The following is a 26,730-nucleotide window of genomic DNA, read 5'->3' on the forward strand; positions in this document are numbered from 1 at the left end:
CCTCACCGGTCGCGGACCCGCAGCACGCCGCGGGCCCCGCGCTCGGCGTCGACCATCACGTGGCTGACGAACGGGTAGTCGCCGGGCTCGTCCATCACCAGCTCGACGAACCCGCCCTGCGCCGGCAGCAGGGGCAGCACCTGGGCGCCACCGCTGCGTGACGGGCCGGACCGGCTGCCGAGCTGCCACGCGCCCTCGGAGAACACGGTGTCGAGCTGCCCGCCGACGACGTGGAAGGACGACGCGCGGCTCGGACCCGCGTCCAGCACCCAGATCCGCACCCGCTCGCCGGTGCGCGCGAGCAGGGGCTCGTGCGCGTACTGGTCGGGGTAGCCGTTGAACACCACGGCGTCGGGGTCCTCGGCTGCGACCTTGTCGAGGTCGGCCACCGCGCCGTCGGCCCCGTGGTACTGCTCGGACTGCACGAGCACGTAGTCGCGGTCGACGGGCGTCAGGCCCGGCGGCTCGATCACCACGGCGCCGAAGAGGCCGTTGGCGATGTGGGCGGTCATCGGCATCGTCGAGCAGTGATACATCCACACGCCTGCCCGGCGGGCGGTGAAGCGGTAGGTCAGCGACTCCCCGGGCGGGATCGTGCGCATCACCTCCCCGGGCGCACGCACGCCGGCGTGGAAGTCGATGGAGTGGCCCATCGTGCCGTCGTTGACGAGGGTGATGACGAACCGGTCGCCCACACGCCCGTGCAGCACCGGGCCCGGTGCGGTGCCGTTGAAGGTCCACACCTCCTGCACCACGCCGGGGGCGACCTCGGACTGCTGCTCGGTGACCCGGAAGGTGTAGCGGTGGACCCGTCCCGGGGCGAGCGGCGGCAGGACCGGGTCGTACGCCGCGAAGCCCGGCCCCGGGTCACCCGGCGCGTCCAGCGGTGCGCCGGAGACGGCCACAGCGAACACCATGCCCATCTGGCGGTGCCCGACGACCGAGCACCAGCCGTCGAGGTCCCGGCCGACCACGCCGACGTCCAGCACGGCCTGCTCGCCGGGGGCGATCCGCCCGGTGTCGGCGCCGGTCTCGAGGACGAGGTCGTGGACGTCGCCGGAGCTCTCGTTGCGCAGCGTGATGACCAGCCGGTCGCCCGCGGTCACCGCGACGCGGTCGGGGGTGAAGCGCATCTCCTCGGCGACCACCTCGACCTCCACGGTCCGACCGGTGGGCGAGACCCCCGCGTCGGCGGAGCTCGTCCGGCCCAGGGCGGCGGGATCGACGGCGCCGGCGACGGCCACGGCGAGCACGGCGAGGGCGACGCCGACGGCTGCGAGCCGGGCGTTCTGGCCGCGAGGTCGAACGGCGGCAGCGGTGGTCGCGGTGCCGTGGTGCCGCCGGCGCACGGCGAGCAGCAGGAGCGGCACGAAGCTCGCGAGGGCGCCGAGCACCAGCGCCGACGCCACGACGCGTACGACGCTGGGCACCGGCAGCAGGCACCACGCCAGTCCGACGTTGGCCAGCGCCACCCGCAGCGCGCCGGCCGAGTCGAGCGCACCGTTGGCGGCCCGCACCGCAGCGGGGCCGCCGCCGAGCACCACCGGCACGAGGTAGGACAGCGCGCCCAGCAGCACCTGGGCGACGAACCCGGCAGCGAGGTAGGGCGCGGCGTCGTGCAGCGCCCGGGACACGTCGTCCCACCCGCCGCCGACCGCGACCCGCACCGCGACCACGGTGAGAATCGCCACCAGCCACAGCAGGCCGGCACCGACCGACCACGTGGGGAAGCCGGCCGGTGGCTTCGCCCGCGCCGCGTCCACCATCGGACGAGCGAGCACCAGGACACCGACGAGGTAGGTCGCCAGGCCGATCGCGACCACGCGGGGCTGGTCCGCCCACGCCGCCGTCGCCACGAGGCCGATGCCCGCGACCAGCACGGGCAGGGCGACGCGCGATGCCTTCTCGGCACCGTCGGCGAGCCGCGTGCGCAGCATGGTCGGCCACAGCGTGACGAGCGTGCCCAGCACGGTGAGCCCCACCCACCCGAGGACGTTGATGCCCGCGTGGGCGATCCGCACGCGCGTGTCCAGGGGATCGGACAGGCCGCGGGCGAGCCACACGCCGAGCGTGGCACCGACCGGGAGAAGGGCGCCCGCGGCGAGGTAGTAGTGCACCGTCGGTGCGAAGCGTGAGCGGAACCTGCCGCGCAGTCCTCGTGCCAACGACACGACGTGCCCCACGACGGCCAGCGCGACCCCAGTGGCGCCGGCCAGGACGAGGAGCCAGACGTCGGTCCCGACCCCCACGGTGACGGCGAGGGCGCCGAGGTCGAACGTCGCCAGGCGGATCGACTGCTCCCGCCGCGGTGTCGCCGGTCCGCGCAGGAGGGTGTCGGCGAAGTAGCGGCTCCACACGAGGATCGCGTGGCCGGCGGCGCCGAGCAGGAGCAGGTGCAGCAGCAGCCAGCGCGCCTCGGGCACCCACCGGTGCACGAGCGCCACGACCACGGCCGCCAGCAGCCAGCCCACGACCGGGAGGTCCCGGATCGGCCAGAACCCGCGGGTGCCGGATGCCGGTTCGCCGGACCGGGTTCCGCCGGGGGACTGCAGGGTCGTCATCGCCCGACCTCCGGCTCGCGGTCGGCGGCCACGACGGCGCGCGGCGCACACGTGCCCACGAAGCCGAGCACCATGAGCAGCCCAGGTGCCTCGCTCACGGGAGGCTCACCACGCAGCCCAGGGTCTCGGGGCGCGGGCGCAGACCTGCTCCCTCCTGGCCCAGCACCCCCTCGACGAGCCCGAGGTGGACCGCGCACACGACCGCGGGATGGGATCGGGCCGCCTCGAGGAGGGGGCAGGCGTGCAGCGTCACGCGGTCGCCGCCCGGGCCAGGGGCGAGCTCGGGGGCGAACCCGGTGTGGGTGAGGGCCAGCAGCACGCGCTCCCGGCCGTCCTCGACCGCTCCGAGCTGGTCGCGGAGCCGCTCACCCCAGGCCCGGCCACCGCGCACGGCAGCGGGATCCAGGGTGCGCCCCTCGCCCGAGTCCAGCCCGGAGGCGAGGGCCATCGCGAGGGCGGCGTACTCCGGCTCGCGCGCGAGGTAGGCCCACGCGGGGCGACCGCGCCCGCCGCTCCTGCTGGCGATGCGGCTGGCGCTGCCGGTCGCCACCAGTGCATCGAGGTGCCCGCGCAGCGTGTTGGGGTGCAGGCCGGTGGCGTCCTGCAGCTCCGACAGCGTCAGGGCCCGGCCCGCGTCGCGCAGCGTGGACAGGACCCGCGACTGGGCGGCGGTGACACCCGGCTCATTTATTTCCACGGGATTCATTGTAGATTATTAGTGAACCGTTCGCTCACCCGAGGAGGCACCCATGTCCACCGTCACCATCGCCAGCAACCACGCCGACGCGGAGGCGGCCGAGAAGGTCGAGCAGCACCACGCCGAGATGGCCGGCCGTCTGGACCTGCTCACGGGCGACGTGGTGCGGGCGGCGCGCACCGACCGCGCCGAGGCCGCGCGGCAGGAGCTGCTGTCCTGGCTGCGCGACGAGCTCGTGCCGCACGCCACCGCGGAGGAGCAGACCCTCTACCCGGCTGCCGCGCAGATCACCGAGACGCGCCTCCTCGTCGAGGCCATGCTCGCCGAGCACGTCCTCATCCACCGTCTCGTGGCCGACCTCGAGGCCGCGTCCGACCCGGTCGAGGCGGCCGCGGTCGCCCGGGCCCTCGAGACGGTCTTCGACAGCCACCTCGCCAAGGAGAACGACCAGCTCATCCCGACCCTCGTCGCGACGCCGGACTGCTCGGTGGCCGAGATGCTCGAGGGGATGCACGAGCTGCTCGGTGGTCACGTCGACCACGGTGAGGACGACCACGCCGCCGAGGCCTCCCAGGGTGGACACCAGTGCGCCTGCGGAGGCCACGACGAGGCGGGCCTGCCCGAGCTCGACGCGCGCACCATCCCGCACGCCATCCGGCACGCGACGATCTTCGGCGCGCTGGACGGCCTGCGCCCCGGTGCCGGCCTGCTCCTCACGGCCGACCACGACCCGCTGCCGCTCCTGGCCCAGCTCGAGCAGCGCGCTCCGGGCGGCTACACCGTGGACTACCGCCAGGCGGGTCCGGACGTGTGGCAGCTCGAGCTCGCCCGGAAGGCGTGAGTCACGGTCCGGTCACGCCGCCGTACGTCTCGCGCGCGTGCTCGAGCGCGGCCACGTAGCCGGCCCTCTCGTAGGCCGCCTGGTCCACCTCGCGGGGCACCGACAGCCAGCCACGTGCCTCGTCGACCCCGGCGAAGCCCTTGCGGGTGAGCCAGTCGGTGAGCCCGTCGAGGAGGACGGTGGCGTGCTCGGGCCCGTGCCGGAGGAGCGATGACGTGGTCATCACGACGTCGGCGCCGGCCAGCAGGTACGCCGCCACGTCCGCGGCGGTCTCCACGCCCGTCGACGCGGCCAGGGAGCACGTCACGTGGTCGTGCAGGATCGCGACCCAGGTCCGCGCGAGGGGCGCTTCGGCCGGGGTGGAGAGGGCGAAGCCGGGGCTGACGGTCACGCTCTCCGGGTCGACGTCCGGCTGGAGGAAGCGGTTGAAGAGCACCAGTCCGTGCGCTCCGGTGCGGTCGAGGCGTACCGCCATCTCGCCGGGCGAGCTGAAGTGCGGGCTGAGCTTGACCGCGACGGGGATCGACACGTGGGCCAGCACGCGCTCGAGGATCTCGACGTGGCGGTCCTCCACCTGGCGGCCGGACGTGTGCGGGTCCCCGGGGACGAAGTAGATGTTGAGCTCGATCGCCGCCGCGCCCGCCTCCTGCATGGCGTAGGCGAACGTCGGCCACCCGCCCGGGGTGCTCCCGTTGAGGCTGGCGATGACGGGCACGTCCACCGCAGACACCGCCTGCTCGACGAGGCGGACGTAGCGGTTCGCGCCGCCCGGCTCCGACGCCGTCGTCGACGGGAAGTAGGAGGTGGCCTCGCTGAACGCGTGCTCGTGCGCCTCCACGAGCAGCAGGTCGCGCAGCTGCTCGCGGTGCACCTGCTCCTCGAACAGCGAGGGGAGCACGATCGCGCCGATCCCGGCGTCGGCGAGGCGACGGACGTCACGGACGGTCGAGGTGAGGGGCGACGCGCTCGCCACGAGCGGGTTGCGCAGCGGCAGGCCCAGGTAGCGGGTGAACAGGTCCATGGGTCTACCTCCGTGCATCCGTGGCGAACCGCGCGGCACCGCGGCTCGCCATCTCCTCGTACGTCGCCCAGCGCTGGTCGACAGCTTCCTGGGCCAGGGCAAGCAGGCGCTCGGCCTCGTCGGGGTCGGCGTCGCGCAGCATCCGGTAGCGCAGCTCGCGGTAGAGGTAGTCCTCGAGCCGGATGCGTGGCCGCGGCGAGTCGAGCTGGAACGGGTTGCCGCCCTTCGCGCGCACCGTCGGGTCGTAGCGCACCAGCGGCCAGTGGCCCGACGCCACCGCGCGGTACTGCTGGTCGAGGCCGTCACGCATCTCGATGCCGTGGGCGATGCAGTGGCTGTAGGCGATCACGATCGACGGCCCGTCGTAGGCCTCCGCCTCCCGCAGCGCGGTCAGGGTCTGGTGCGGGTCGGCGCCCATCGCCACCCGGGCGACGTAGACGTTGCCGTAGGCGATGGCCTGGAGCGCGAGGTCCTTCTTGGCCAGGTCCTTGCCGCCGGAGGCGAACTTGGCCACGGCGCCGAGCGGGGTCGCCTTGGACGCCTGCCCGCCGGTGTTGGAGTAGACCTCGGTGTCGAGGACGAGCACGTTGACGTCACGCCCGCTGGCGAGGACGTGGTCGAGGCCGCCGGCGCCGATGTCGTAGGCCCACCCGTCGCCACCGACGATCCACACGCTGCGTCGCAGCAGGTGGTCGGCCACGCTGCGCAGGTCCTCGGCGGCAGGTCCGGTCACCCCCTCGAGCCGGCGACCCAGCTCGGCCACGCGGTCGCGCTGCGCGGTGAGCGCGGACTCGCGGACCTGGTCGGCGTCGAGGATGGCGTCGGCCAGCTTCGGGCCGACCTCCTCGCGGAGCTCGGCCAGCCGGGCGCGCGCGAGCGCGGTGTGCAGGTCGGCGGCGAGCCGCAGGCCCAGGCCGAACTCGGCGTTGTCCTCGAAGAGCGAGTTGGACCACGCCGGTCCACGCCCCTGCGCGTTGCGGGTCCAGGGGGTCGTCGGGAGGTTGCCCCCGTAGATGGACGAGCAGCCCGTCGCGTTGGCCACCGTCAGCCGCTCGCCGAAGAGCTGGGTCAGCACCTTGAGGTACGGCGTCTCCCCACACCCCGAGCAGGCTCCGGAGAACTCGAAGAGCGGCAGCAGGAACTGCGTGCCCCGCACGGTGCCGAAGTCGACGCGTGCCCGGTTGTTGACGGGCAGCGTCTCGAAGAAGGCGACGTCCTGCCGCGCCGGCTCGAGGATCGGGTCGAGCTCGGTGAGGTTGATCGCCTTGCGGGTCGGCTCCCCCAGGGGACTGACCGGGCAGGCCTCGACGCACAGGCCGCACCCGGTGCAGTCCTCGGCGTAGACCTGCAGCGTGTAGCGCGAGCCGGGGAGACCGACGGCGTCGAGCGGCGCGGACGCGAACGACTCGGGCGCGCCGTCGAGCAGGCTCTCGTCGTAGTGCTTCGAGCGGATGACGCTGTGCGGGCACACGAAGCTGCAGGTGCCGCACTGGATGCAGGTCTCCGGGTCCCACAGTGCGACCAGGTCGGAGATGCGCCGCTTCTCGTACGCCGTCGTCCCGCTCGGGAAGGTGCCGTCGACAGGCAGGGCGCTGACCGGCAGCGCGTCCCCGCGCCCGGCCATCATCTCCGCGGTCACCGTGCGCACGAAGTCGGGCGCGTCCGCCGGCACGGGCGGGGCCAGCAGGTGCCCCTCCACGCCGTCGGCGGGGACGGGGATCTCGTGGAGGGCGGCCAGGGTGGCGTCGACGGCCGCCTCGTTGCGTCGTACGACCTCGGTTCCGCGCTTGGCGTACGTCGTGCGGATCGCGGCCTTGACCTTGTGGATCGCGTCGGCGCGGGGGAGCACCCCCGAGATCGCGAAGAAGCAGGTCTGCAGCACCGTGTTCGTGCGCCCCGGGAGCCCCGCGTCGCGGGCGACGCGGTCGGCGTCGATCGCGAACACCCGCAGGCCCAGGTCGCGGACCTGCTGCTGCACGGTCCGCGGGAGCGCGCCCCACACCTGCTCGGGGGGACGCGGGGAGTTGAGGAGGAGGGTGGCGCCGGGCCCCGCGGACCCGAGCACCTCGACCTTCTCCAGCAGGCCGATGTCGTGGCAGCCGACGAAGCCGGCACGGGAGACGAGGTAGGGGGCGCGGATCTCGTGCGGACCGAAGCGCAGGTGGCTCACCGTGACACCGCCTGACTTCTTCGAGTCGTAGACGAAGTAGGCCTGGGCGTGCACGTCCGGGTCGGAGCCGAGGATCTTGATCGTGTTCTTGTTGGCACCCACGGTGCCGTCGGACCCGATGCCGTAGAAGACGGCTCGCAGGGTCTCGGGCTCCTCGATGTCGAGGTCGGCGTCCCAGGGCAGGCTCGTCCCGCCGACGTCGTCGGTGATGCCGATCGTGAAGCGCGACCGGGGTTCCGGCGTCGCCAGCTCGGCGAGGACCCCGGCGACCATGCCGGGGGTGAACTCCTTGGACGACAGGCCGAAGCGCCCGCCGATCACCAGGGGCAGGTGCTCGAGCGAGCCGCGCTGGTGGGCCTCCGCGAGGGTGGCGGCGACATCGAGGTAGAGGGGCTCGCCGTGCGAGCCCGGCTCCTTCGTCCGGTCGAGCACCGCGATCCGGCGGACGGTGGGCGGCAGGGCGGCCACGAGCTCGGCGGCCGGGAAGGGGCGGTAGAGGCGCACCTGCACCACGCCGACGCGTTCGCCGGAGGCGACGAGGTGGGCCACCGTCTCGCGCGCCGTCTGGGCACCGGAGCCCATCACCACGACCACGCGCTCGGCCTCGGGGTGCCCGGCGTACTCGACGACGCGGTAGGCCCGGCCGGTGTGCACGGCCAGCTCGTCCATCGCCGCCTGCACCACGCCCGGCGTCCGGGCGTACATCGGGTTCACCGTCTCGCGCGCCTGGAAGTAGACGTCGGGGTTCTGCGCGGTGCCGCGGATGAACGGGCGCTCCGGGGTCAGGGCCCGCGACCGGTGCTCGCGGACCAGCTCCTCCGGCACCATCGCCCGCAGCACGTCGTCGTCGAGCAGGTCGATCGTGTTCATCTCGTGCGAGGTGCGGAAGCCGTCGAAGAAGTGGATGAACGGCACCCTGGTCCGCAGCGTCGCCGCCTGCGCCACCAGTGCGAGGTCGTGCGCCTCCTGGACCGAGGCCGACGCCAGCAGTGCGAACCCGGTCTGGCGCACGGCCATCACGTCGGAGTGGTCACCGAAGATCGACAGCCCCTGCGCCGCCAGGGACCGGGCGGCCACGTGGAGGACGGTGGAGGTGAGCTCGCCGGCGATCTTGTACATGTTGGGGATCATCAGGAGCAGGCCCTGCGACGCGGTGAACGTCGTGCTCAGGGCCCCGCCCTGCAGGGCGCCGTGGAGCGCGCCGGCCGCGCCGCCCTCGCTCTGCATCTCGATGACGGTCGGGACCGTCCCCCAGACGTTGGTCCGGCCGTGGCTCGCCCACTCGTCCGCGAGCTCGGCCATCGTCGAGGAGGGCGTGATCGGGTAGATGGCGCACAGCTCGTTGAGCCGGTAGGCCACGCGGACCGCTGCCTCGTTGCCGTCGATGGTGGCGCGCACCTCGCTCACCCCTCCGGGACCATCTCGATGGCGTGCACCGGACACTGCCGGAAGCACGCGCTGCAGCCGGTGCACCTCTCGTAGTCGAACTCGTAGCGCAGGCCGACGCCGAGCTTGACGACGGCGTCCTCCGGGCAGGCGCCCATGCAGCCGTCGCACTCGAAGCAGTTGCCGCACGACAGGCAGCGGCCGGCCTCGAAGGCCGCCTCGTCCGGAGTGAGCCCGGCGACGACCTCGTCGAAGGCGAACACGCGGGCCGCCGGGTCGAGCTCGGGCTGGTGGCGACGGTCGTGGTCACCGAAGTACCAGGGGTTGAGCAGGTCGAAGCCCGCGACCGGGTGCTTGTCCGCCTCTGCCCACGTCCCGCCGCGCAGCCAGGCGTCGATGGTGCGGGCCGCCCGCTTGCCGTGGCCGACACCGACGGTGACGGTGCGTTCGCTCGGGACCGCGTCGCCGCCGGCGAAGACGCCGGGAGCGCCGGTCATCAGCGTCATGGGCGACACCTGCACGGTCTCGTCGACGACCTCGACGCCCGGGACGGTCCTCAGGAACCCGGTGTCGCTCTCCTGCCCGAGCGCGAGGATCAGGGTGTCGGCGGCCAGGGTCTCGAACCGTCCGGTCCCGTGCGGTCGGCCGTCCTCGTCGAGCTCCTGCACCTCGACGGTCAGGTCGTCCTCGCCCATCGAGGAGATCGTGCGGAGCCAGTTGATCCGGATGCCCTCCTCCTCCGCGTCGGCGGCCTCCTCCTCGTGCGCGGGCATCTGGTCGCGGGTGCGCCGGTAGACGATAAGGGTGTCCTCCGCACCGAGGCGGCGCGCCACACGTGCGGCGTCCATGGCGGTGTTGCCGCCGCCGTAGACGGCGACCGTGCCGCGCAGCGGCTCCTGCTCGCCGGAGGACGCGTCGCGCAGGAAGCTGACCGCGTCGAGCACCCGGCTCGCGTCCTGGTGGGGGATGTCGACGCGCTTGGAGAGGTGGGCGCCCACGGCGACGAAGACGGCGTCGAAGGGCCCGGACGTGCGCTCCTCCTCGAGGTCCGTCACGCGGTGTCCCTGCTCGAACCGCACACCGAGGTCGGCGATCCGCTGCACCTCGGCGTCCAGCACGTGCCGCGGCAGCCGGTAGGTCGGGATCCCGTAGCGCATCATCCCGCCGGGCCGCTCGCCGCTGTCGCGCACCGTGACGTCGTGGCCGAGGCGCGCGAGGTGGTACGCCGCGGACAGTCCGCTCGGACCGGAGCCGACCACCAGCACCCGCTTGCCCGTCGGTGGCGGGGGAGGGGCGAACGCCCAGCCGTGCTCGATGGCGAGGTCGCCGAGGTGGCGCTCGACCCCGTGGATCGACACGGCCTCGTCGAGCTCGGCGCGGTTGCAGACGCTCTCGCACGGGTGGTAGCAGACCCGGCCGTGGATCGCGGGGAACGGGTTGTCGTCGGTCAGCTGGCGCCAGGCGTCCTCGGCCCGGCCGGCCTTGACGAGCGCGAGCCAGGCCTGGATGTTCTCGCCCGCCGGGCAGCCTGCGTTGCACGGCGGCAGCAGGTCGACGTACACCGGCCGCTGCGAGCGCACCGGCCCGGCACGCAGCCGACCGAGGCCCAGTGGGGCGGGTGGGGTGAGGTCACGATCGGGTCCTGGCACGGCTGATGCTCCTCCGTCGTCTGGTTGCCACGGTTCCCCACACGCGCAGTGCGGCGTAGGGGCGAAAGTCCGCTGTGCGCCCGGCGGGAGGTCCCGTCACCCGCCGGAGGGAGGAGGGGAGGGGTACTAGCACCATCGGACATCTCGCGGCTCGAGCGGCCGCGCAGGACGCTGGTCCTACCCACCCAGGAGGACACCATGACCAGCACCAACATCAGCACCGTGACGGCGAGCACAGGCCGCGCGATCGCCGCCGCCCTCACCCTGTCGGCCCTCAGCCTCGGCCTCGTCGGGGCGGGAGCGACCTCGGCCTCCGCAAGCGACGATGACGACGACCGCGTGCTCGTGACCGGGCGCTGCAGCGCGGGCGCCGAGTGGAAGCTGAAGGTCAAGCCCGACGACGGGCGCCTCGAGGTCGAGGGCGAGATCGACAGCAACGTGGCCGGCCAGCGGTGGCGCTGGACCCTGCGCCACAACGGTTCGGTGAGCGACCGCGGTGTCGGCACGACCACGGCGCGCAGCGGGTCGTTCGAAGTGGAGCGCAAGGTCGTCGACCTCGCCGGCACCGACCGCATCGTGTTCCGCGCCGTGCGTGACGGCCAGACCTGCCGCGGTGTGGTCAACTACTGACCTCACCGGAGGTGGAGCCTGATGCGTTGGCTGACGAATCCCGTGGCGCAGTTCCTGGCCACGGGATTCGTCACGCTCGTGGTCGTGGCCCTCGCGACCAGCGCCCTCAGCCGCCAGGCGGCTGACGAGGAGGCCGTCGCCGACGCCCGCGCGCTCACCCAGGTGCTCGGTCGGTCGGTGGCGCAGCCGGACATCCCGGAGGGCCTGGTCGCCGGCGACGCCGCCGCCATCGACCGGCTCGACCGCACCGTGCTCGACCGGCTCCTCGTGGGAGACGTACGCCGGATCAAGGTCTGGGCGGCAGACGGCACAGTGCTCTACAGCGACCGGACCGAGCTGATCGGGGCGGTCTACCCGCTCGGCGAGGACGAGCTGGACGTGATCACGGACGGCGGGACCGACGCCGAGCTGTCCGACCTGACCCGTCCGGAGAACCGCTACGAGCGCAGCCTCGGGGGCGACCTGTTCGAGGTCTACACGCGGATCCGGTCCCCGGAGGGCGATCCCCTCCTGTTCGAGGCCTACTTCACCGCCGACGAGCTCGGCGAGCAGCGCGCTGCCGTCCTCGACCGGTTCCTGCCCATCAGCATCGGCGCGCTGGCCGCGCTCGTCGCCCTCACCACGCCGCTGATGCTCCTGCTCAACCGTCGTCTGTCCCGGTCCGCGCGGGAGCGGGAGCGGCTGCTCGAGGCCGCCGTGCGCGCCTCCGACGCCGAGCGCCTGCGGATCGCGCGCGACCTGCACGACGGCGTCGTCCAGGACCTCGCTGGGTCCTCGATGGCGCTCTCGACGCTGGCCGCGCGCAGCGACGGTCGGCTCGCCGAGGAGCTGCAGGACGTCGGCCGCTCGCTGCGGGTGAGCATGCGCTCCCTGCGCTCCCTGCTGGTCGAGATCTACCCGCCCGACCTGCACACCGCCGGCCTCGCGGCCGCGGTGCAGGACCTCGTCGCGCCACTCGCGGCCGACGGCGTGCACGTCGACGCGGACATCAGCGGCGACGAGGACGCCTCAGCCGCGGCCGTGGCGCTGGTGTGGCGGGTCGCCCAGGAGTCGGTGCGCAACGTGGCCCGCCACGCGCGGGCGAGCCGGATGTCGCTCACGGTCCACCGCGAGGCCGACCTGCTGGTGCTGGAGGTGGTGGACGACGGGGCTGGGTTCGACCCGGGCGCCACGGCGGGCGACGAGCACTTCGGGCTGCGCGCAGCCGGGAGCCTCGTCCGCGAGCACGGCGGGTCGATGGAGGTGGACTCCACCCCGGGCTCCGGCACGATGGTGAGGGTGGAGGTGCCGCTCGCATGATCCGTGTGGTGCTGGCCGACGACCACGCCGTCGTACGCCGCGGGCTCGCCGGCCTGCTCGAGTCCACCGACGACCTCGAGGTCGTCGGCGTCGCCAAGGACGGCCGGGAGGCGGTCGACCTGGTGCGTGAGCAGCGCCCCGACGTGGCCGTGATGGACCTCCAGATGCCTGTGCTCGATGGTGTCGAGGCCACTCGCGCCATCCTGGCCGAGGACGTCGGCACGGAGGTGCTGGTGCTGACCTCCTTCTCCGACCACGCGCGGATCGACGCTGCCGTCGAGGCCGGCGCGGTCGGCTACCTGCTCAAGGACGCGGAGCCCGAGGTGCTGCTCGACGGGATCCGTGCCGTGGCGCGGGGTGAGTCGCCGCTCGACCCGCGAGCGGCCCGCCGGCTCCTCTTGCGCGCCTCCCGGGGCGCCGTCCCCGCGGCCGCGTCGACGGTCCCGGACCTGTCACCGCGCGAGACCGAGGTGCTCCGACTGGTGGTGGCGGGCCTGCTCAACAAGCAGATCGCGGCACGCCTCGGCATCACCGAGCGCACGGTGAAGGCGCACCTGACGTCTGCCTACCAGCGCATCGGCGTGGCCGATCGCACCCAGGCCGCGCTCTGGGCCCAGCGGCACGACCTCTCCTGAGGTCTACCCCTCGCCGGCGATGAGGTAGCGGTCGTCGAGGCGCTGCAGCTGCAGGCGGATGCGGTCGGTGTCGCGCCTGCCCGACTTCATGACGTAGTTGACGGTGTAGCCGACGGTCAGGTCGGAGGGGTCGCTGCTCACGTCGGCCAGCTCCGCCGACCGCACCTGACCCCACCACCCGATGTAGCCCTCGTAGCCGCCGCTGGCCTTCTGGAACTCGGGCGTCAGCTGGTCGAAGGCGGCGCGGGGGTCCGAGGTCACCGTCGCGATGTAGGAGGTGATGAACGAGTCCATCTGCTTGCGCGTGTCCTCGGCCGAGGGCGCCGGCGTGCTGGTCGTGGTCCCGGCAGCGGTCTCGGTCGTCTCCGAGGCCTGCGACGACTGCGCGGACCCCTCCGGCAGCGCCTCGGGGGTGCCGCGCCCGGCCCACACGTACGCCGCCGCCACTGCCGCGACCGCAGCCACGGCTGCGAGGGCGATCCACGCCCAGCGCCGGTGGTCGTGGTGGTCGCGCGGCGTGGCTGCCACGGGCGCCGCTCGCAGGGTGGGCAGGGCGCCGGTCCGCTCCGGCGCGGGCACGGCGACGGGGGCCGCGACCACGGTCGTCTGCTGTCCGCGCGACAGGCGGACGAGCTCGTCGCGCACGCGCGGCATCGACCAGCGCTGCTCGGGGTCGTGGGTCATCATCACCGACAGCAGCCCTGCCATCGGGTGGTCCCGGGGCAGCCGCGGCGGGTCCTCGTGGACGATCTTGTAGAGCGCCCCGATGAGGTTGTCGCCCACGTCGTAGGGCGGCTTGCCCGTGACCGCGTGGTAGAGCGTGGCACCCAGCGACCACACGTCGCTCGCGCTGGTCGCCGACGAGCCGGAGGCGACCTCGGGGGCGAGGTAGGCCGGTGAGCCGGTGACCAGGCCGGTCTGCGTGAGCGAGGCGTCGTCCTCGGAGCGGGCGATGCCGAAGTCGTTGAGCTTGGCCGTCCCGTCGGAGATCAGGATGTTGCTGGGCTTCACGTCGCGGTGGACGATGCCGGCGGCGTGCGCCTCGACCAGCGCGTCCGCCGTCTGTGCCAGCAGCCTGGCCGCGTCGCCGGCCTCGAGGGGGCCGGCCGACCGGACGCGCTCGCTCAGCGTCTCGCCGTCGACGTACTCCATCACCAGCCAGCGGACGTCGTCCTCGTCGACGAGGTCGAAGACCGACACGACGTGCGGGTGGTTCAGCGCGGCGGCGAGCCTGGCCTCGCGCTGGGCCCTCTCGAGCTCGACGTCGGGGGTCCCGGGGACCATGCCGATGCGCTTCATCGCGACCTGTCGGCCGAGCACCTCGTCCAGTGCGAGGTGCACCGTGCCCGAGCCGCCGCGTCCGATCTCCCGGTCGAGCCTGTACCTGCCTGCGATCACCTGCGGTCCCTCCTCCGTGCTCGCCCTAGGCTAGTGCCCGACCCCCAGCCCGACCCCACCCGAAGGAATCCACGTGACGACCCCCAATGTCCTCGACGAGCTGGAGTGGCGCGGCCTCATCGCGCACTCCACCGACCGCGACGCGCTCCGCGCTGCGCTGGGCGAGGGGAGCGTCAAGTTCTACGTGGGCTTCGACCCGACGGCACCGAGCCTCCACATGGGCAACCTGGTCCAGCTGGTCACCGCACGACGCCTCCAGGACGCCGGGCACACGCCCTACATCCTGGTCGGCGGCGCCACGGGCATGATCGGCGATCCGCGCGACTCAGGCGAGCGCACGCTCAACTCGCTCGACACCGTCAAGGAGTGGACCGAGCGGGTGCGCGTGCAGGTCTCGCGCTTCGTCTCCTTCGAGGGGTCCAACGCCGCCACGACGGTCAACAACTACGACTGGACGGCGTCGCTGTCGACGATCGACTTCCTGCGCGACATCGGCAAGCACTTCCCGGTGAACCGCATGCTGGCGCGTGACACGGTCAAGCGCCGGCTCGACTCCGGCATCAGCTACACCGAGTTCTCCTACGTCCTGCTGCAGTCGATGGACTACCTCAACCTGTTCCGCGAGCACGGCGTGGTGCTGCAGTTCGGCGGCTCCGACCAGTGGGGCAACATCACCGGCGGCGCCGAGCTGGTGCGCCGCGTGGAGGGCGCCCACGCCTACGGCTTCGCCACGCCGCTGATCACCAAGGCCGACGGCACCAAGTACGGCAAGACCGAGGGCGGGGCGCTGTGGCTCGACCCGGAGATGCTCTCGCCCTACGCCTTCCACCAGTTCTGGCTCAACGTCGAGGACGAGAAGGTCGGCGAGCTGCTGCGCATCTTCACGTTCCTCTCGCGCGAGGAGATCGAGGACCTCGAGAAGCAGACAGCCGAGAAGCCCTTCCTGCGAGCCGGGCAGAAGCGACTGGCCGACGAGGTCACCGCACTCGTGCACGGTGCCGAGGAGGTCGAGCACGCCAAGGCCGCCGCGGCCGCGCTGTTCGGCGGGGGAGACCTCGCCGGCATCAAGCCCGACACGTTGGCATCGGCGCTGCGCGAAGCCGGGGGTACGACGATCCCGGCGGGCGAGCTGCCCGGGATCCTCGACCTCCTGGTGGCGGCCGGTCTCGCCAAGAGCAAGGGAGAGGCGCGCCGGACGGTCACCGAGGGCGGGGCCTACCTCAACAACGTGCGCGTCAAGGACCTGGAGCTGCGCCCCACCGAGGACGACCTGGTCGCGGGTTCGTGGCTGGTGCTGCGCCGCGGGAAGAAGAACTTCGCGGGCGTCGAAGTGGCCTGACCGCACCCCGCGACACGCCCTCCCAACCGCCCCACCAGCACCAACAGGCCTCTGACCTGCGAAAACACTGATGTGCTCGCGGTCACACCGTCTCGATTTGCGCGATCCCAGCCATCCGCATAATGTTCTCTTTGTCGCTAGGGAGCGGCGGGGAACAAGACCGGTCAGGTCGGGTTCCCGGCCCCGGGCAGGACAACCCGAAGCGGTCATCGGTCACGGTGACACCACCGGGTCAGAGTGACACAGGCGAGGATTTGCAACGTCTGAAAGTCACTCGCTACGTTTGACCAGTTGCCCCACGCAACCGAGATCCTCACCGGATCGCGATGTGGGTGCGTCTGATACTTGAGAACTCAACAGTGTGTTTGATTAGTCGACGAATTAGTTTGTTATGCCCCGTTGGCATCATGTGGAGCTTCGTGTGAAGCGTGGTGTCGCGGTTTCTTTGACAATGATTCTGACAACATGTCAGTTTTGTTCAGTCAGGGGATGTGGCTCTTATTGATAGTGGCTGCTCGTGCCTTTTGGTGTGGGTGGTTCATGTTTTTCGATGGAGAGTTTGATCCTGGCTCAGGACGAACGCTGGCGGCGTGCTTAACACATGCAAGTCGAGCGGAAAGGCCACTTCGGTGGTACTCGAGCGGCGAACGGGTGAGTAACACGTGAGTAATCTGCCCCTGGCTTTGGGATAGCCACCGGAAACGGTGATTAATACCGGATACGACCACTTCTCGCATGGGATGGTGGTGGAAAGTTTTTCGGCCAGGGATGTGCTCGCGGCCTATCAGCTTGATGGTGAGGTAATGGCTCACCATGGCTTCGACGGGTAGCCGGCCTGAGAGGGTGACCGGTCACACTGGGACTGAGACACGGCCCAGACTCCTACGGGAGGCAGCAGTGGGGAATATTGGACAATGGGCGGAAGCCTGATCCAGCAACGCCGCGTGAGGGATGACGGCCTTCGGGTTGTAAACCTCTTTCGGTGGGGACGAAGCGCAAGTGACGGTACCCACTAAAGAAGCACCGGCCAACTACGTGCCAGCAGCCGCGGTAATACGTAGGGTGCGAGCGTTGTCCGGAATTATTGGGCGTAAAGGGCTCGTAGGCGGTTTGTCGCGTCGGGAGTGAAAACCAGGTGCTTAACACCTGGCTTGCTTTCGATACGGGCAGACTAGAGGTATGCAGGGGAGAACGGAATTCCTGGTGTAGCGGTGAAATGCGCAGATATCAGGAGGAACACCGGTGGCGAAGGCGGTTCTCTGGGCATGACCTGACGCTGAGGAGCGAAAGTGTGGGGAGCGAACAGGATTAGATACCCTGGTAGTCCACACCGTAAACGTTGGGCGCTAGGTGTGGGATCCATTCCACGGGTTCCGTGCCGCAGCTAACGCATTAAGCGCCCCGCCTGGGGAGTACGGCCGCAAGGCTAAAACTCAAAGGAATTGACGGGGGCCCGCACAAGCGGCGGAGCATGCGGATTAATTCGATGCAACGCGAAGAACCTTACCTGGGTTTGACATACACCCTGCCGCTCCAGAGATGGGGCTTCTTTTGGGGGTGTACAGGTGGTGCATGGCTGTCGTCAGCTCGTGTCGTGAGATGTTGGGTTAAGTCCCGCAACGAGCGCAACCCTCGTTCTATGTTGCCAGCACGTAATGGTGGGGACTCATAGGAGACTGCCGGGGTCAACTCGGAGGAAGGTGGGGATGACGTCAAGTCATCATGCCCCTTATGTCCAGGGCTTCACGCATGCTACAATGGCCGGTACAAAGGGCTGCGATCCCGTAAGGGGGAGCGAATCCCAAAAAGCCGGTCTCAGTTCGGATTGGGGTCTGCAACTCGACCCCATGAAGTCGGAGTCGCTAGTAATCGCAGATCAGCAACGCTGCGGTGAATACGTTCCCGGGCCTTGTACACACCGCCCGTCACGTCACGAAAGTCGGCAACACCCGAAGCCGGTGGCCCAACCCTTGTGGAGGGAGCCGTCGAAGGTGGGGCTGGCGATTGGGACGAAGTCGTAACAAGGTAGCCGTACCGGAAGGTGCGGCTGGATCACCTCCTTTCTAAGGAGCACACACCCCGACCACTGGCGAATGTCTGGTGGCGCATGGTGGTGTCTCACTAGTGGAATCGTCGACGTCAGCTCCTCTCGTCCCTGTGGGGGTGGGGGTTGCTGGTTCACCTGGGTCCCGTGCATCTCGTTGGAGGTGGCGGGGGCAGGGTCAGGCACACTGTTGGGTCCTGAGGGATCAGCCGTGCAGAGCGATCTGTGTGGTTGGGCTTCTGTTCCTCCCTTTGCTCGAGGCCGCCTGTGGGTGGTTGAGGGTGTTGGTGGGGTTGTTGTTTGAGATCTGCATAGTGGACGCGAGCATCTTCGTGATGCGCCCGGTTGGCCGGCTTGGCTGGTTCGGGTGTGTTGCGAGTGTGTAATTGTGTTTTCGGCGCTGCCTGTTTGCCCCTTTTCCTGGGGGTGGGTGGTGTCGGAAAGCTGACCGGCTCATCCTTTGATTGGGGGTGGGTCGGGTGTTCTTTGGTCTTGTTTCGCGCCTCCTTGGTGGGGTGTGTGCAGCGTGTGTTGTTTTGACGTTGTTGAGACAAGCTATGAAGGGCACATGGTGGATGCCTTGGCATCAAGAGCCGATGAAGGACGTTGGAGCCTGCGATAAGCCCTGGGGAGTTGGCAACCAAGCTGTGATCCGGGGGTGTCCGAATGGGGAAACCCAGCACGAGTCATGTCGTGTTACCTGCACCTGAACACATAGGGTGTGTGGAGGGAACGTCGGGAAGTGAAACATCTCAGTACCGACAGGAAGAGAAAACAACAGTGATTCCGAGAGTAGTGGCGAGCGAAATCGGATGAGGCCAAACCTCAGATGTGTGATACCCGGCAGGGGTTGCATCTGGGGGGTTGTGGGACCGTTCAATTGAATCTGCCGGTTCAGTACAGAGTAAGAAACCAGTGTGGAAGTCGAAGTCGGTTGGAAAGCCGTACCGTAGAGGGTGATAGGCCCGTAGACGTAAAGCGCTGGCTCTGGAGCGTGTTCCCAAGTAACACGGAACCCCTGAAATTCCGTGTGAATCTGGCGGGACCACCCGTTAAGCCTAAATACTCCTTGATGACCGATAGCGGACAAGTACCGTGAGGGAAAGGTGAAAAGTACCCCTGGCGGGGAGTGAAATAGTACCTGAAACCGTGTGCCTACAATCCGTCGGAGCTTTGCCCTTGTGGTGGGGTGACGGCGTGCCTTTTGAAGAATGAGCCTGCGAGTTTGCGGTGTGTTGCGAGGTTAACCCGTGTGGGGAAGCCGTAGCGAAAGCGAGTCCTAATAGGGCGATTCAGTAGCGCGCTCAAGACCCGAAGCGAAGTGATCTATCCATGGGCAGGTTGAAGCGTCGGTAAGACGACGTGGAGGACCGAACCCACTTAGGTTGAAAACTGAGGGGATGACCTGTGGATAGGGGTGAAAGGCCAATCAAACTTCGTGATAGCTGGTTCTCCCCGAAATGCATTTAGGTGCAGCGTTGCGTGTTTCTTGCCGGAGGTAGAGCACTGGATAGCTAATGGGCCCTACAAGGTTACTGACGTTAGCCAAACTCCGAATGCCGGTAAGTGAGAGCGCAGCAGTGAGACTGCGGGGGATAAGCTCCGTAGTCGAGAGGGAAACAGCCCAGACCATCAGCTAAGGCCCCTAAGCGGTGACTAAGTGGAAAAGGATGTGGAGTCGCATTGACAACCAGGAGGTTGGCTTGGAAGCAGCCACCCTTGAAAGAGTGCGTAATAGCTCACTGGTCAAGTGATTCCGCGCCGACAATGTAGCGGGGCTCAAGTCATCCGCCGAAGCTATGGCATTCAGCGAATACATCAGCATCCACTTGATGGGTGTTCAGTGCGCTGGATGGGTAGGGGAGCGTCGTGTGGGCAGTGAAGCGCCGGAGTGATCCAGGTGTGGAGGCCACACGAGTGAGAATGCAGGCATGAGTAGCGAATCACGGGTGAGAAACCCGTGCGCCGAATGATCAAGGGTTCCAGGGTCAAGCTAATCTGCCCTGGGTAAGTCGGGACCTAAGGCGAGGCCGACAGGCGTAGTCGATGGACAACGGGTTGATATTCCCGTACCGGCGAAGTTGCGCCCATGACGAACCTGGTGATGCTAACCACCCGAAACTCATCGGACCGGACCCTTCGGGGCGAGGCTGGTGGGCGGAGCGTGGGACCCGAGCTGGTAGTAGTCAAGCGATGGGGTGACACAGGAAGGTAGCCCAGCCACAGCGATGGTTGTCTGTGGGCAAGCGTGTAGGACGTGGTGTAGGCAAATCCGCACCATCCACTTCAGTGTGGAGTCTGAGACGTGACGCGGAGCCTTAATGGTGAAGTGGGTGATCCTATGCTGTCGAGAAAAACCTCTAGCGAGCAACGAGCCGCCCGTACCCCAAACCGACTCAGGTGATCAAGTAGAGAATACTAAGGCGATCGAGAAAACCATGGTTAAGGAACTCGGCAAAATGCCCCCGTAACTTCGGGAGAAGGGGGGCCCGGATCGTGAACCCACTTGCTGGGGGAAGCGTGAAGGGCCGCAGAGACCAGGGGAAAGCGACTGTTTACTAAAAACACAGGTCCGTGCGAAGTTGTAAGACGATGTATACGGACTGACTCCTGCCCGGTGCTGGAAGGTTAAGAGGACCGGTTAGGCCTTTGGGCCGAAGCTGAGAATTTAAGCCCCAGTAAACGGCGGTGGTAACTATAACCATCCTAAGGTAGCGAAATTCCTTGTCGGGTAAGTTCCGACCTGCACGAATGGAGTAACGACTTTCCCACTGTCTCAACCATGGACTCGGCGAAATTGCACTACGAGTAAAGATGCTCGTTACGCGCGGCAGGACGGAAAGACCCCGGGACCTTTACTATAGTTTGGTATTGGTGTTTGGTACGGCTTGTGTAGGATAGGTGGGAGACTGTGAAACCTCGACGCCAGTTGGGGTGGAGTCAACGTTGAAATACCACTCTGGTCGTACTAGATGTCTAACCTAGGTCCGTTATCCGGATCAGGGACAGTGCCTGATGGGTAGTTTAACTGGGGCGGTTGCCTCCTAAAATGTAACGGAGGCGCTCAAAGGTTCCCTCAGCCTGGTTGGCAATCAGGTGGCGAGTGTAAGTGCACAAGGGAGCTTGACTGTGAGACAGACATGTCGAGCAGGGACGAAAGTCGGAACTAGTGATCTGGCCACGGCATGTGGAAGCGTGGTCACTCAACGGATAAAAGGTACCCCGGGGATAACAGGCTGATCTTCCCCAAGAGTCCATATCGACGGGATGGTTTGGCACCTCGATGTCGGCTCGTCGCATCCTGGGGCTGGAGTAGGTCCCAAGGGTTGGGCTGTTCGCCCATTAAAGCGGCACGCGAGCTGGGTTTAGAACGTCGTGAGACAGTTCGGTCCCTATCCGCCGCGCGCGCAGGAAACTTGAGAAAGGCTGTCCCTAGTACGAGAGGACCGGGATGGACGAACCTCTGGTGTGCCAGTTGTTCCGCCAGGAGCACGGCTGGTTGGCTACGTTCGGAAGTGATAACCGCTGAATGCATCTAAGCGGGAAGCACGTTTCAAGATGAGGTTTCCCACCCAATAATGGGGTAAGGCCCCCCACAGAACATGGGGTTGATAGGCCGGAGGTGTACAGCAGCAATGCCCAGCCGACCGGTACTAATAGGCCGAGGGCTTGTCCCAACCACGTACAAGACCACACACGCGCAAACCAACGAACACACACACTGTTGTTCGCGTCCACTAGGCAGTTCCCAACCAACAAACCCGAACCCCCACACCCAACACGTGGGCGGTGGTGGAGTTTGATGAGGTTGAAAGAGTTACGGCGGCCATAGCGAAACGGGAAACACCCGGTCCCATACCGAACCCGGAAGTTAAGCCTTTCAGCGCCGATGGTACTGCAACCGAGAGGTTGTGGGAGAGTAGGACGCCGCCGGACATACATTTGGCAGAGGCCACCAGGTAACTGGTGGCCTCTGCGCCATTTCATGGCAAGTGTGAGTACGGTTGCCCCGGGAGCGGGGACGAAGCAGTGAGAAGGGAAGTGCGGCTGTGGCCGAGGACCGTCGAGGACAGCGTCCGTCGCGAGGTGGCTCCGGTGCCGGACGAGGTGGCTCCGCCGGCGGGCGTGGCGGTGCCTCGTCGCGAGGCGCATCGTCGAGCTCGCGTGGCAGTGACTCCCGTGGTGACTCCCGGAGCGGCTCCGGCCGCTCGTCGGGTGGTGACTCCCGTGGTCGGGGCCGCGACGAGCAGCCGCGCGGCAAGGGTGGGTCGTCCCGCGGCGGTTACCAGGGCAAGAGCGGCGACGGTCGTTCGTCCGGCTCGCAGCAGCGTGCGTTCCGGGGTCGCTCGGAGGAGAAGCCCCGCACCGCCGACCAGGCGGCCTACGACGGCCCGGACCTCCCGGAGAACGTCACCGGCGCCGAGCTCGACCGTGGTGTCCGGGCGCAGCTGAAGGGCCTGCCCGAGAAGCTGGCAGCCCGGGTGGCCCGCCACCTGGCAGCCGCCGGGATGTTCATCGACGAGAACCCCGAGCTGGCCTACCAGCACGCCCTGGCCGCGCGCGCCCGGGCGTCGCGCATCGCGGTCGTCCGCGAGGCCGCGGGGGAGGCTGCGTATGCCGCCGGTCACTACGCCGAGGCGCTGTCGGAGCTGCGTGCCGCCAAGCGCATGAACGGCGCCACGGACTACCTGCCGATCATGGCCGACTGCCACCGTGCGCTCGGCAACCCCGAGCAGGCGATCAAGCTGGCGAAGAGCCCGTCGGTGGCCAACTTCAGCTCCGAGGCCAAGGCGGAGATGACCCTGGTCGAGGCCGGTGCGCGTCGCGACATGGGTCAGCTCGACGCGGCCCTGCGCACGCTCGAGCTCGCCCCTCTCACGTCCAAGAGCCGCTCGTCGTGGGTGGTGCGTCTGCGCTACGCCTACGCAGACACCCTGGAGGCAGCGGGCCGGGAGTCCGACGCGTTGGCGTGGTTCCACCGCACCCACGCGATCGACTCCGAGGAGCTCACGGACGCCGCGGAGCGCGCCGACCAGCTCGAGCGCCGCCAGCCCTGACGCGCCCGCTGGATCCCCGGAGCCGGCGCGAGACGCTCCGACGCGCGACACGCTGGCGTTCGGGCGCCCCATGGGCCACAATGGAGCCACTAATCACATAGGTGTCACTAGATCTCGAGAGCTTCGACGACAGACCGCTGGGGAAGGCGCATCTGGAGCGTCGGAACTCAAGGAGGTCCCGGTGACCACACGCATTGCTTCCCGCCCGGACGGTCCGGGGACGAGGGGCATTCTCTACGTGCACTCAGCTCCCTCCGCACTCTGCCCGCACATCGAGTGGGCCGTGGGCGGAGTCCTCGGAGTTGCCGTCTCGCTCGACTGGACGCCGCAGCCTGCCCAGCCGGGGTCGTACCGTGCCGAGCTCTCGTGGACCGGCACAGCCGGCACCGCCGCCGCGGTGGCCTCCGCCCTGCGCGGCTGGAACCACCTCCGCTTCGAGATCACCGAGGAGCCCACCAGCTCCACGGAGGGCACGCGGTTCTCCTGCACCCCCGACCTCGGGATCTTCCACGCGATCACCGGACCGCACGGTGACATCCTCATCCCGGAGGACCGCCTCAAGGCTGCCGTCGTGAAGGCCGCGCTCGGTGACACCACGTTGCTGCTCGAGATCGACAACCTCCTCGGCAAGCCGTGGGATGACGAGCTGGAGACCTTCCGCCACGCCGGCGAGGGCGCGCCGGTCCGTTGGCTCCACCAGGTGGTCTGACGGGGGAGGGGTCCTGTCAGCGGTTGCGCTTGCGCAACCGGAAGGTCTCGGTGACCGGGACCGACGTCTCGCGCGACGTGCCCTTGTAGGCCACGAGCGCCCCGGTCAGGGTGAACCTCCCCGGCTTGGTGGCCCACCTGCAGAGCCGGAAGGGGAGCACGCCGGACTCCGGGTCGTTGGGCCCGATGAGCGACTGCGCGTTGACGCCCTTGCCGGTGCGGTCCTGCATGGTGATGTCGAAGGTCCAGTCCTCCGAGTCCGAGGTGACCGAGTAGGCGTAGTGGTAGTCCTTGCAGCCCCGCTTCAGACGCCCGTCGGCGGCATCGAGCGTGCCGGAGACCTGGATCTGCTGTGCCTCCGGTGCGGGGCCGCTCGGGGGCTCCGTGGGCAGGGGCAGGGGGAGCAGGCTGGCCGCGGTGATGGCCGCGGTGGCGAGCAGCGTCGACGACATGACACCTCCGAGGGGTTCGAAGGTCCAACGACTCCGTGTGACGTGGGTTACGCCGCGCTGCTGCGCGCGCGTCAGAGCGGGATGTTGCCGTGCCGTCCGCGGCGTACGCCCACCGTGTCGATCTCGTGCCGCATGGCCTCCGCGATCGCCGAGCGGGTGCGGGTGGGCTCGACGACCTCGTCGACGACGCCGATCTCGACGGCCTTGTCGACACCGCCGGCGATCCGCTCGTGCTCGGCCGCGAGCTCGGCCTCGACCTGTGGGCGGATCTCGGGGGAGACCTCCGCGAGCTTGCGGCGGTGGAGGACGCGGATCGCGGCCACGGCGCCCATGACGGCGACCTCGGCGCCCGGCCAGGCGAAGACCCGGGTCGCGCCGAGCGAGCGGGCGTTCATGGCGATGTAGGCACCGCCGTAGGTCTTGCGGGTCACCAGCGTGACCCGGGGCACCACGCACTCGCCGAAGGCGTGCAGCAGCTTGGCCCCACGGCGTACGACGCCGTCCCACTCCTGGCCGACGCCAGGCAGGTAGCCGGGCACGTCCACGAGCACGACGAGCGGCACGCCGAAGGCGTCGCACATGCGCACGAACCGGGACGCCTTCTCCGCCGAGAGGGAGTCGAGGCAGCCCCCGAGACGCAGCGGGTTGTTGGCCACGACGCCGACGGTGCGGCCGCCGAAGCGGCCCAGCGCGGTGACGATGTTGGGGGCCCACCGAGCGTGCAGCTCCTGCATGGTGCCCTCGTCGAGCAGGCCGTCGACGAGCGGGTGCACGTCGTAGGCACGCTTCTTCGACTCCGGGAGCAGCGCCCCGAGGTCGCGGTCCTCGACGGAGTCGGCGACCAGGCTGCCCTGCGCGCCGAGGAGCGAGGCGACCGTGCGCGCCCGGTCGAGAGCCTCGCGCTCGGACTCGGTGAGGATGTGGACGACGCCGGAACGGCGACCGTGCGGCTCGGGGCCGCCCAGTCGCAGCATGTCGACGTCCTCGCCGGTGACCGAGCGGACCACGTCGGGGCCGGTCACGAAGATACGACCCTCGGGACCGAGGATGACGACGTCGGTGAGGGCGGGGCCGTAGGCCGCGCCACCGGCGGCGGGGCCGAGCACGACCGAGATCTGTGGGATCACGCCGGAGGCCTGCGTCATCACGTGGAAGATGCGACCCACGGCGTGGAGGGAGAGCACGCCCTCGGCCAGGCGGGCCCCGCCGGAGTGCCAGAGGCCGATGATCGGGACCCCGTCGGTGATCGCCCGGTGGTAGGCGTCGACGACGACGCGGCAGCCCACGTCGCCCATCGCGCCGCCCATGACCGTGGCGTCCGAGCAGAAGGCGACGACCGACGTGCCGTCGACGCGACCGACCGCGGCGAGCATGCCCGAGTCGTCGTCCGCGGTGATCAGCTCGAGGGTGCCCTCGTCGAGCAGGGCGGTGAGCCGGTGGACCGGGTTGCGGGGGTCCTCCTCGCGCGGCAGCTTGGCCGGCTTGGCGGCGGTGGCGGTCACTTGACGCTCCCGAAGGCCACAGCGACGTTGGCGCCGCCGAAGCCGAAGGAGTTGTTGAGCGCCACGATGTCGCCCTCGGGAAGCTCGCGCTTCGAGGTCGGGATGTCGAGGTCGACCTCGGGGTCCTTGTCGTCGAGGTTGATCGTCGGCGGGCTGACCCGGTCGTGCAGCGCCATCACGGTCGCGACCGCCTCGAGCGCTCCCGCCCCGCCGAGCAGGTGGCCGGTCATCGACTTGGTGCTGGTGACCACGCAGCGGTCGACGTGCTCGCCGAGCACGGCGTGCAGCATCAGGCCCTCGGCGATGTCGCCCTTGGGGGTCGAGGTGGCGTGGGCGTTGACGTGGACCACGGTCGCGGGGTCGACGTCGCCCTCGCGCAGGGCCATCAGGATCGCGCGGGTGCCGCCGCGACCCTCGGGGTCGGGCTGGGCGATGTCGTGGGCGTCGTTGCTGATGCCGGCGCCGAGCACCTCGGCGTAGATCGTCGCGCCGCGGGCGCGGGCGTGCTCCTCGGACTCGAGGATGAGCACGGCGCCGCCCTCCCCGAGGACGAAGCCGTCGCGCGCGGTGTCCCAGGGGCGCGACACCGTGGTCGGGTCGCCGCCGTCCTCGCTGCCGGTCTTGGACAGCGCCATCATGTTGGCGAACGCCGCCATCGGCAGCGGGTGGATCGCGGCCTCGGTGCCTCCGGCGATCACCACGTCGGCGCGGCCGAGGCGGATCATGTCGATGGCCATCGCGATGGCCTCGTTGCCGGACGCGCACGCCGAGGTGGGCGCGTGGACCGCCGCGCGGGCGCCGTACTTGAGGCTGACGTTGGCCGCCGGGGCGTTGGGCATGAGCATCGGCACCGCGAGGGGGGACACGCGGCGCGCGCCCTTCTCGAGGAGGGTGTCGTAGTTGGCGAGCAGGGTGGTCACACCGCCGATGCCGGAGGCCAGCGCGACGGCGAGGCGCTCGGGCTCGAGGCCGGAGCCCTCGAGGCCGGCGTCGGCCCAGGCCTGGTCGGCGGCGATCATGGCGAACTGGCTCGACCGGTCGAGGCGGCGGGCCTTGACCCGCTCGAGGACCTCGGTGGGCTCGACGGCCACCCGGCCGCCGATCTTGACCGGGAGCGAGTCGACCCACTCGTCGTCGAGGCGCCTGATGCCGGAGGTGCCGGCCAGCATCGCCTGCCACGTGGTGGGGACGTCGCCACCGACGGGGGAGGTGGTGCCGAGGCCGGTGACGACAACGCGGGTCGAGGGCATCAGATGGTTTCCGTTCCTTGCGGGGTGTGGTGGAGAGGTGCTGGTCGCGGGCGGCCGGCTGGACCGGGCCGCCCGCGAGTCAGGAGAGGGC

General features: G+C 69.3%; 16 protein-coding genes and 3 rRNA genes. 10 read left to right on the forward strand and 9 right to left on the reverse strand.

The features are described 5' to 3' along the window. Positions 1 to 2 precede the first annotated feature (2 nt). Both ACS3YM_RS05530 and ACS3YM_RS05535 read right to left on the reverse strand, forming a co-directional pair. The gene (locus ACS3YM_RS05530) at positions 3 to 2,561 is read right to left on the reverse strand and encodes a multicopper oxidase domain-containing protein (protein ID WP_439939078.1); all 2,559 of its coding nucleotides are present in this window, start codon (positions 2,559 to 2,561) and stop codon (positions 3 to 5) included. Between the two features lie 94 nt (positions 2,562 to 2,655). Next, positions 2,656 to 3,267 (reverse strand): helix-turn-helix transcriptional regulator, encoded by a 612-nt coding sequence (locus ACS3YM_RS05535; RefSeq protein ID WP_439939079.1) that lies wholly within the window; start codon positions 3,265 to 3,267, stop codon positions 2,656 to 2,658. A 43-nt stretch (positions 3,268 to 3,310) separates the two neighbouring features. Here ACS3YM_RS05535 and ACS3YM_RS05540 point away from each other — a divergent pair, with 43 nt between their 5' ends. Further along, positions 3,311 to 4,099 (forward strand): DUF2249 domain-containing protein, encoded by a 789-nt coding sequence (locus tag ACS3YM_RS05540; protein WP_439939080.1) that lies wholly within the window; start codon positions 3,311 to 3,313, stop codon positions 4,097 to 4,099. Between the two features lies 1 nt (position 4,100). Here ACS3YM_RS05540 and ACS3YM_RS05545 read toward each other — a convergent pair whose 3' ends face one another. Genes ACS3YM_RS05545 through ACS3YM_RS05555 form a run of 3 tightly spaced genes read right to left on the reverse strand, consistent with a single transcriptional unit; the run spans position 4,101 to position 10,325 of the window. Then, on the reverse strand, positions 4,101 to 5,120 hold the full coding sequence (locus ACS3YM_RS05545) for a dihydroorotate dehydrogenase-like protein (RefSeq protein WP_439939081.1): 1,020 nt from the start codon (positions 5,118 to 5,120) through the stop codon (positions 4,101 to 4,103). Between the two features lie 4 nt (positions 5,121 to 5,124). Continuing rightward, complete coding sequence (nifJ, locus tag ACS3YM_RS05550) at positions 5,125 to 8,688, reverse strand: pyruvate:ferredoxin (flavodoxin) oxidoreductase (RefSeq protein ID WP_439939839.1); 3,564 nt, start codon at positions 8,686 to 8,688, stop codon at positions 5,125 to 5,127. Positions 8,689 to 8,693: 5 nt separating this feature from the next. Then, a complete protein-coding gene (locus ACS3YM_RS05555) occupies positions 8,694 to 10,325 on the reverse strand; it encodes an NAD(P)-binding protein (protein WP_439939082.1) in 1,632 nt (543 codons plus the stop codon). 198 nt (positions 10,326 to 10,523) lie between these two features. Here ACS3YM_RS05555 and ACS3YM_RS05560 point away from each other — a divergent pair, with 198 nt between their 5' ends. Genes ACS3YM_RS05560 through ACS3YM_RS05570 form a run of 3 tightly spaced genes read left to right on the forward strand, consistent with a single transcriptional unit; the run spans position 10,524 to position 12,889 of the window. Continuing rightward, positions 10,524 to 10,955, forward strand: a complete 432-nt coding sequence (locus tag ACS3YM_RS05560; protein ID WP_439939083.1) for a hypothetical protein — start codon at positions 10,524 to 10,526, stop codon at positions 10,953 to 10,955. 21 nt (positions 10,956 to 10,976) lie between these two features. Then, positions 10,977 to 12,254: a sensor histidine kinase gene (locus tag ACS3YM_RS05565; protein WP_439939084.1), complete on the forward strand. Its 1,278-nt coding sequence runs from the start codon at positions 10,977 to 10,979 to the stop codon at positions 12,252 to 12,254. Then, positions 12,251 to 12,889, forward strand: coding sequence for a response regulator (locus tag ACS3YM_RS05570; RefSeq protein ID WP_439939085.1), 639 nt, complete (start codon positions 12,251 to 12,253; stop codon positions 12,887 to 12,889). Before ACS3YM_RS05565 ends, ACS3YM_RS05570 begins: the two co-directional genes overlap by 4 nt. A gap of 3 nt (positions 12,890 to 12,892) precedes the next feature. Here ACS3YM_RS05570 and ACS3YM_RS05575 read toward each other — a convergent pair whose 3' ends face one another. Further along, a complete protein-coding gene (locus tag ACS3YM_RS05575; RefSeq protein ID WP_439939086.1) occupies positions 12,893 to 14,287 on the reverse strand; it encodes a serine/threonine-protein kinase in 1,395 nt (464 codons plus the stop codon). A 67-nt stretch (positions 14,288 to 14,354) separates the two neighbouring features. On the opposite strand from ACS3YM_RS05575, the gene tyrS reads away from it, so the two are divergent. The 6 genes from tyrS (at position 14,355) to ACS3YM_RS05605 (ending at position 23,436) form a co-directional block, all read left to right on the forward strand. Next, on the forward strand, positions 14,355 to 15,626 hold the full coding sequence (gene tyrS / locus ACS3YM_RS05580; RefSeq protein WP_439939840.1) for a tyrosine--tRNA ligase: 1,272 nt from the start codon (positions 14,355 to 14,357) through the stop codon (positions 15,624 to 15,626). 547 nt (positions 15,627 to 16,173) lie between these two features. Continuing rightward, a 16S ribosomal RNA gene (locus ACS3YM_RS05585) occupies positions 16,174 to 17,689 on the forward strand. Positions 17,690 to 18,218: 529 nt separating this feature from the next. After that, positions 18,219 to 21,347 (forward strand): 23S ribosomal RNA (locus ACS3YM_RS05590). Positions 21,348 to 21,488: 141 nt separating this feature from the next. Further along, positions 21,489 to 21,606 (forward strand): 5S ribosomal RNA (rrf, locus tag ACS3YM_RS05595). Together the 16S, 23S and 5S rRNA genes form the textbook arrangement of a ribosomal RNA operon. 113 nt (positions 21,607 to 21,719) lie before the next feature. Continuing rightward, a complete protein-coding gene (locus ACS3YM_RS05600; RefSeq protein ID WP_439939087.1) occupies positions 21,720 to 22,727 on the forward strand; it encodes a hypothetical protein in 1,008 nt (335 codons plus the stop codon). Between the two features lie 70 nt (positions 22,728 to 22,797). Beyond that, on the forward strand, positions 22,798 to 23,436 hold the full coding sequence (locus ACS3YM_RS05605; RefSeq protein ID WP_439939088.1) for a DUF3145 domain-containing protein: 639 nt from the start codon (positions 22,798 to 22,800) through the stop codon (positions 23,434 to 23,436). Positions 23,437 to 23,452: 16 nt separating this feature from the next. Here the strand turns inward: ACS3YM_RS05605 and ACS3YM_RS05610 are convergent, their stop codons facing one another. The 3 genes from ACS3YM_RS05610 to ACS3YM_RS05620 form a co-directional block, all read right to left on the reverse strand. Continuing rightward, the gene (locus tag ACS3YM_RS05610) at positions 23,453 to 23,887 is read right to left on the reverse strand and encodes a hypothetical protein (protein WP_439939089.1); all 435 of its coding nucleotides are present in this window, start codon (positions 23,885 to 23,887) and stop codon (positions 23,453 to 23,455) included. A gap of 71 nt (positions 23,888 to 23,958) precedes the next feature. Continuing rightward, positions 23,959 to 25,389: an acyl-CoA carboxylase subunit beta gene (locus ACS3YM_RS05615; protein ID WP_439939090.1), complete on the reverse strand. Its 1,431-nt coding sequence runs from the start codon at positions 25,387 to 25,389 to the stop codon at positions 23,959 to 23,961. Continuing rightward, the gene (locus ACS3YM_RS05620; RefSeq protein WP_439939091.1) at positions 25,386 to 26,639 is read right to left on the reverse strand and encodes a beta-ketoacyl-[acyl-carrier-protein] synthase family protein; all 1,254 of its coding nucleotides are present in this window, start codon (positions 26,637 to 26,639) and stop codon (positions 25,386 to 25,388) included. Before ACS3YM_RS05620 ends, ACS3YM_RS05615 begins: the two co-directional genes overlap by 4 nt. Positions 26,640 to 26,730: the final 91 nt, after the last annotated feature.

The sequence above is a fragment of the Nocardioides sp. N13(2025) genome, assembly GCF_051912545.1.
Taxonomy (GTDB): domain Bacteria; phylum Actinomycetota; class Actinomycetes; order Propionibacteriales; family Nocardioidaceae; genus Nocardioides.

Excerpts from the sequence above, each read along its gene's own strand:
- ACS3YM_RS05530 (WP_439939078.1), bottom strand. The coding sequence starts at position 2,561 with ATGACGACCCTGCAGTCCCCCGGCGGAACCCGGTCCGGCGAACCGGCA.
- ACS3YM_RS05535 (WP_439939079.1), bottom strand. The coding sequence starts at position 3,267 with ATGAATCCCGTGGAAATAAATGAGCCGGGTGTCACCGCCGCCCAGTCG.
- ACS3YM_RS05540 (WP_439939080.1), top strand. The coding sequence starts at position 3,311 with ATGTCCACCGTCACCATCGCCAGCAACCACGCCGACGCGGAGGCGGCC.
- ACS3YM_RS05545 (WP_439939081.1), bottom strand. The coding sequence starts at position 5,120 with ATGGACCTGTTCACCCGCTACCTGGGCCTGCCGCTGCGCAACCCGCTC.
- ACS3YM_RS05560 (WP_439939083.1), top strand. The coding sequence starts at position 10,524 with ATGACCAGCACCAACATCAGCACCGTGACGGCGAGCACAGGCCGCGCG.
- ACS3YM_RS05565 (WP_439939084.1), top strand. The coding sequence starts at position 10,977 with ATGCGTTGGCTGACGAATCCCGTGGCGCAGTTCCTGGCCACGGGATTC.
- ACS3YM_RS05570 (WP_439939085.1), top strand. The coding sequence starts at position 12,251 with ATGATCCGTGTGGTGCTGGCCGACGACCACGCCGTCGTACGCCGCGGG.
- ACS3YM_RS05605 (WP_439939088.1), top strand. The coding sequence starts at position 22,798 with ATGGGCCACAATGGAGCCACTAATCACATAGGTGTCACTAGATCTCGA.
- ACS3YM_RS05610 (WP_439939089.1), bottom strand. The coding sequence starts at position 23,887 with ATGTCGTCGACGCTGCTCGCCACCGCGGCCATCACCGCGGCCAGCCTG.
- ACS3YM_RS05620 (WP_439939091.1), bottom strand. The coding sequence starts at position 26,639 with ATGCCCTCGACCCGCGTTGTCGTCACCGGCCTCGGCACCACCTCCCCC.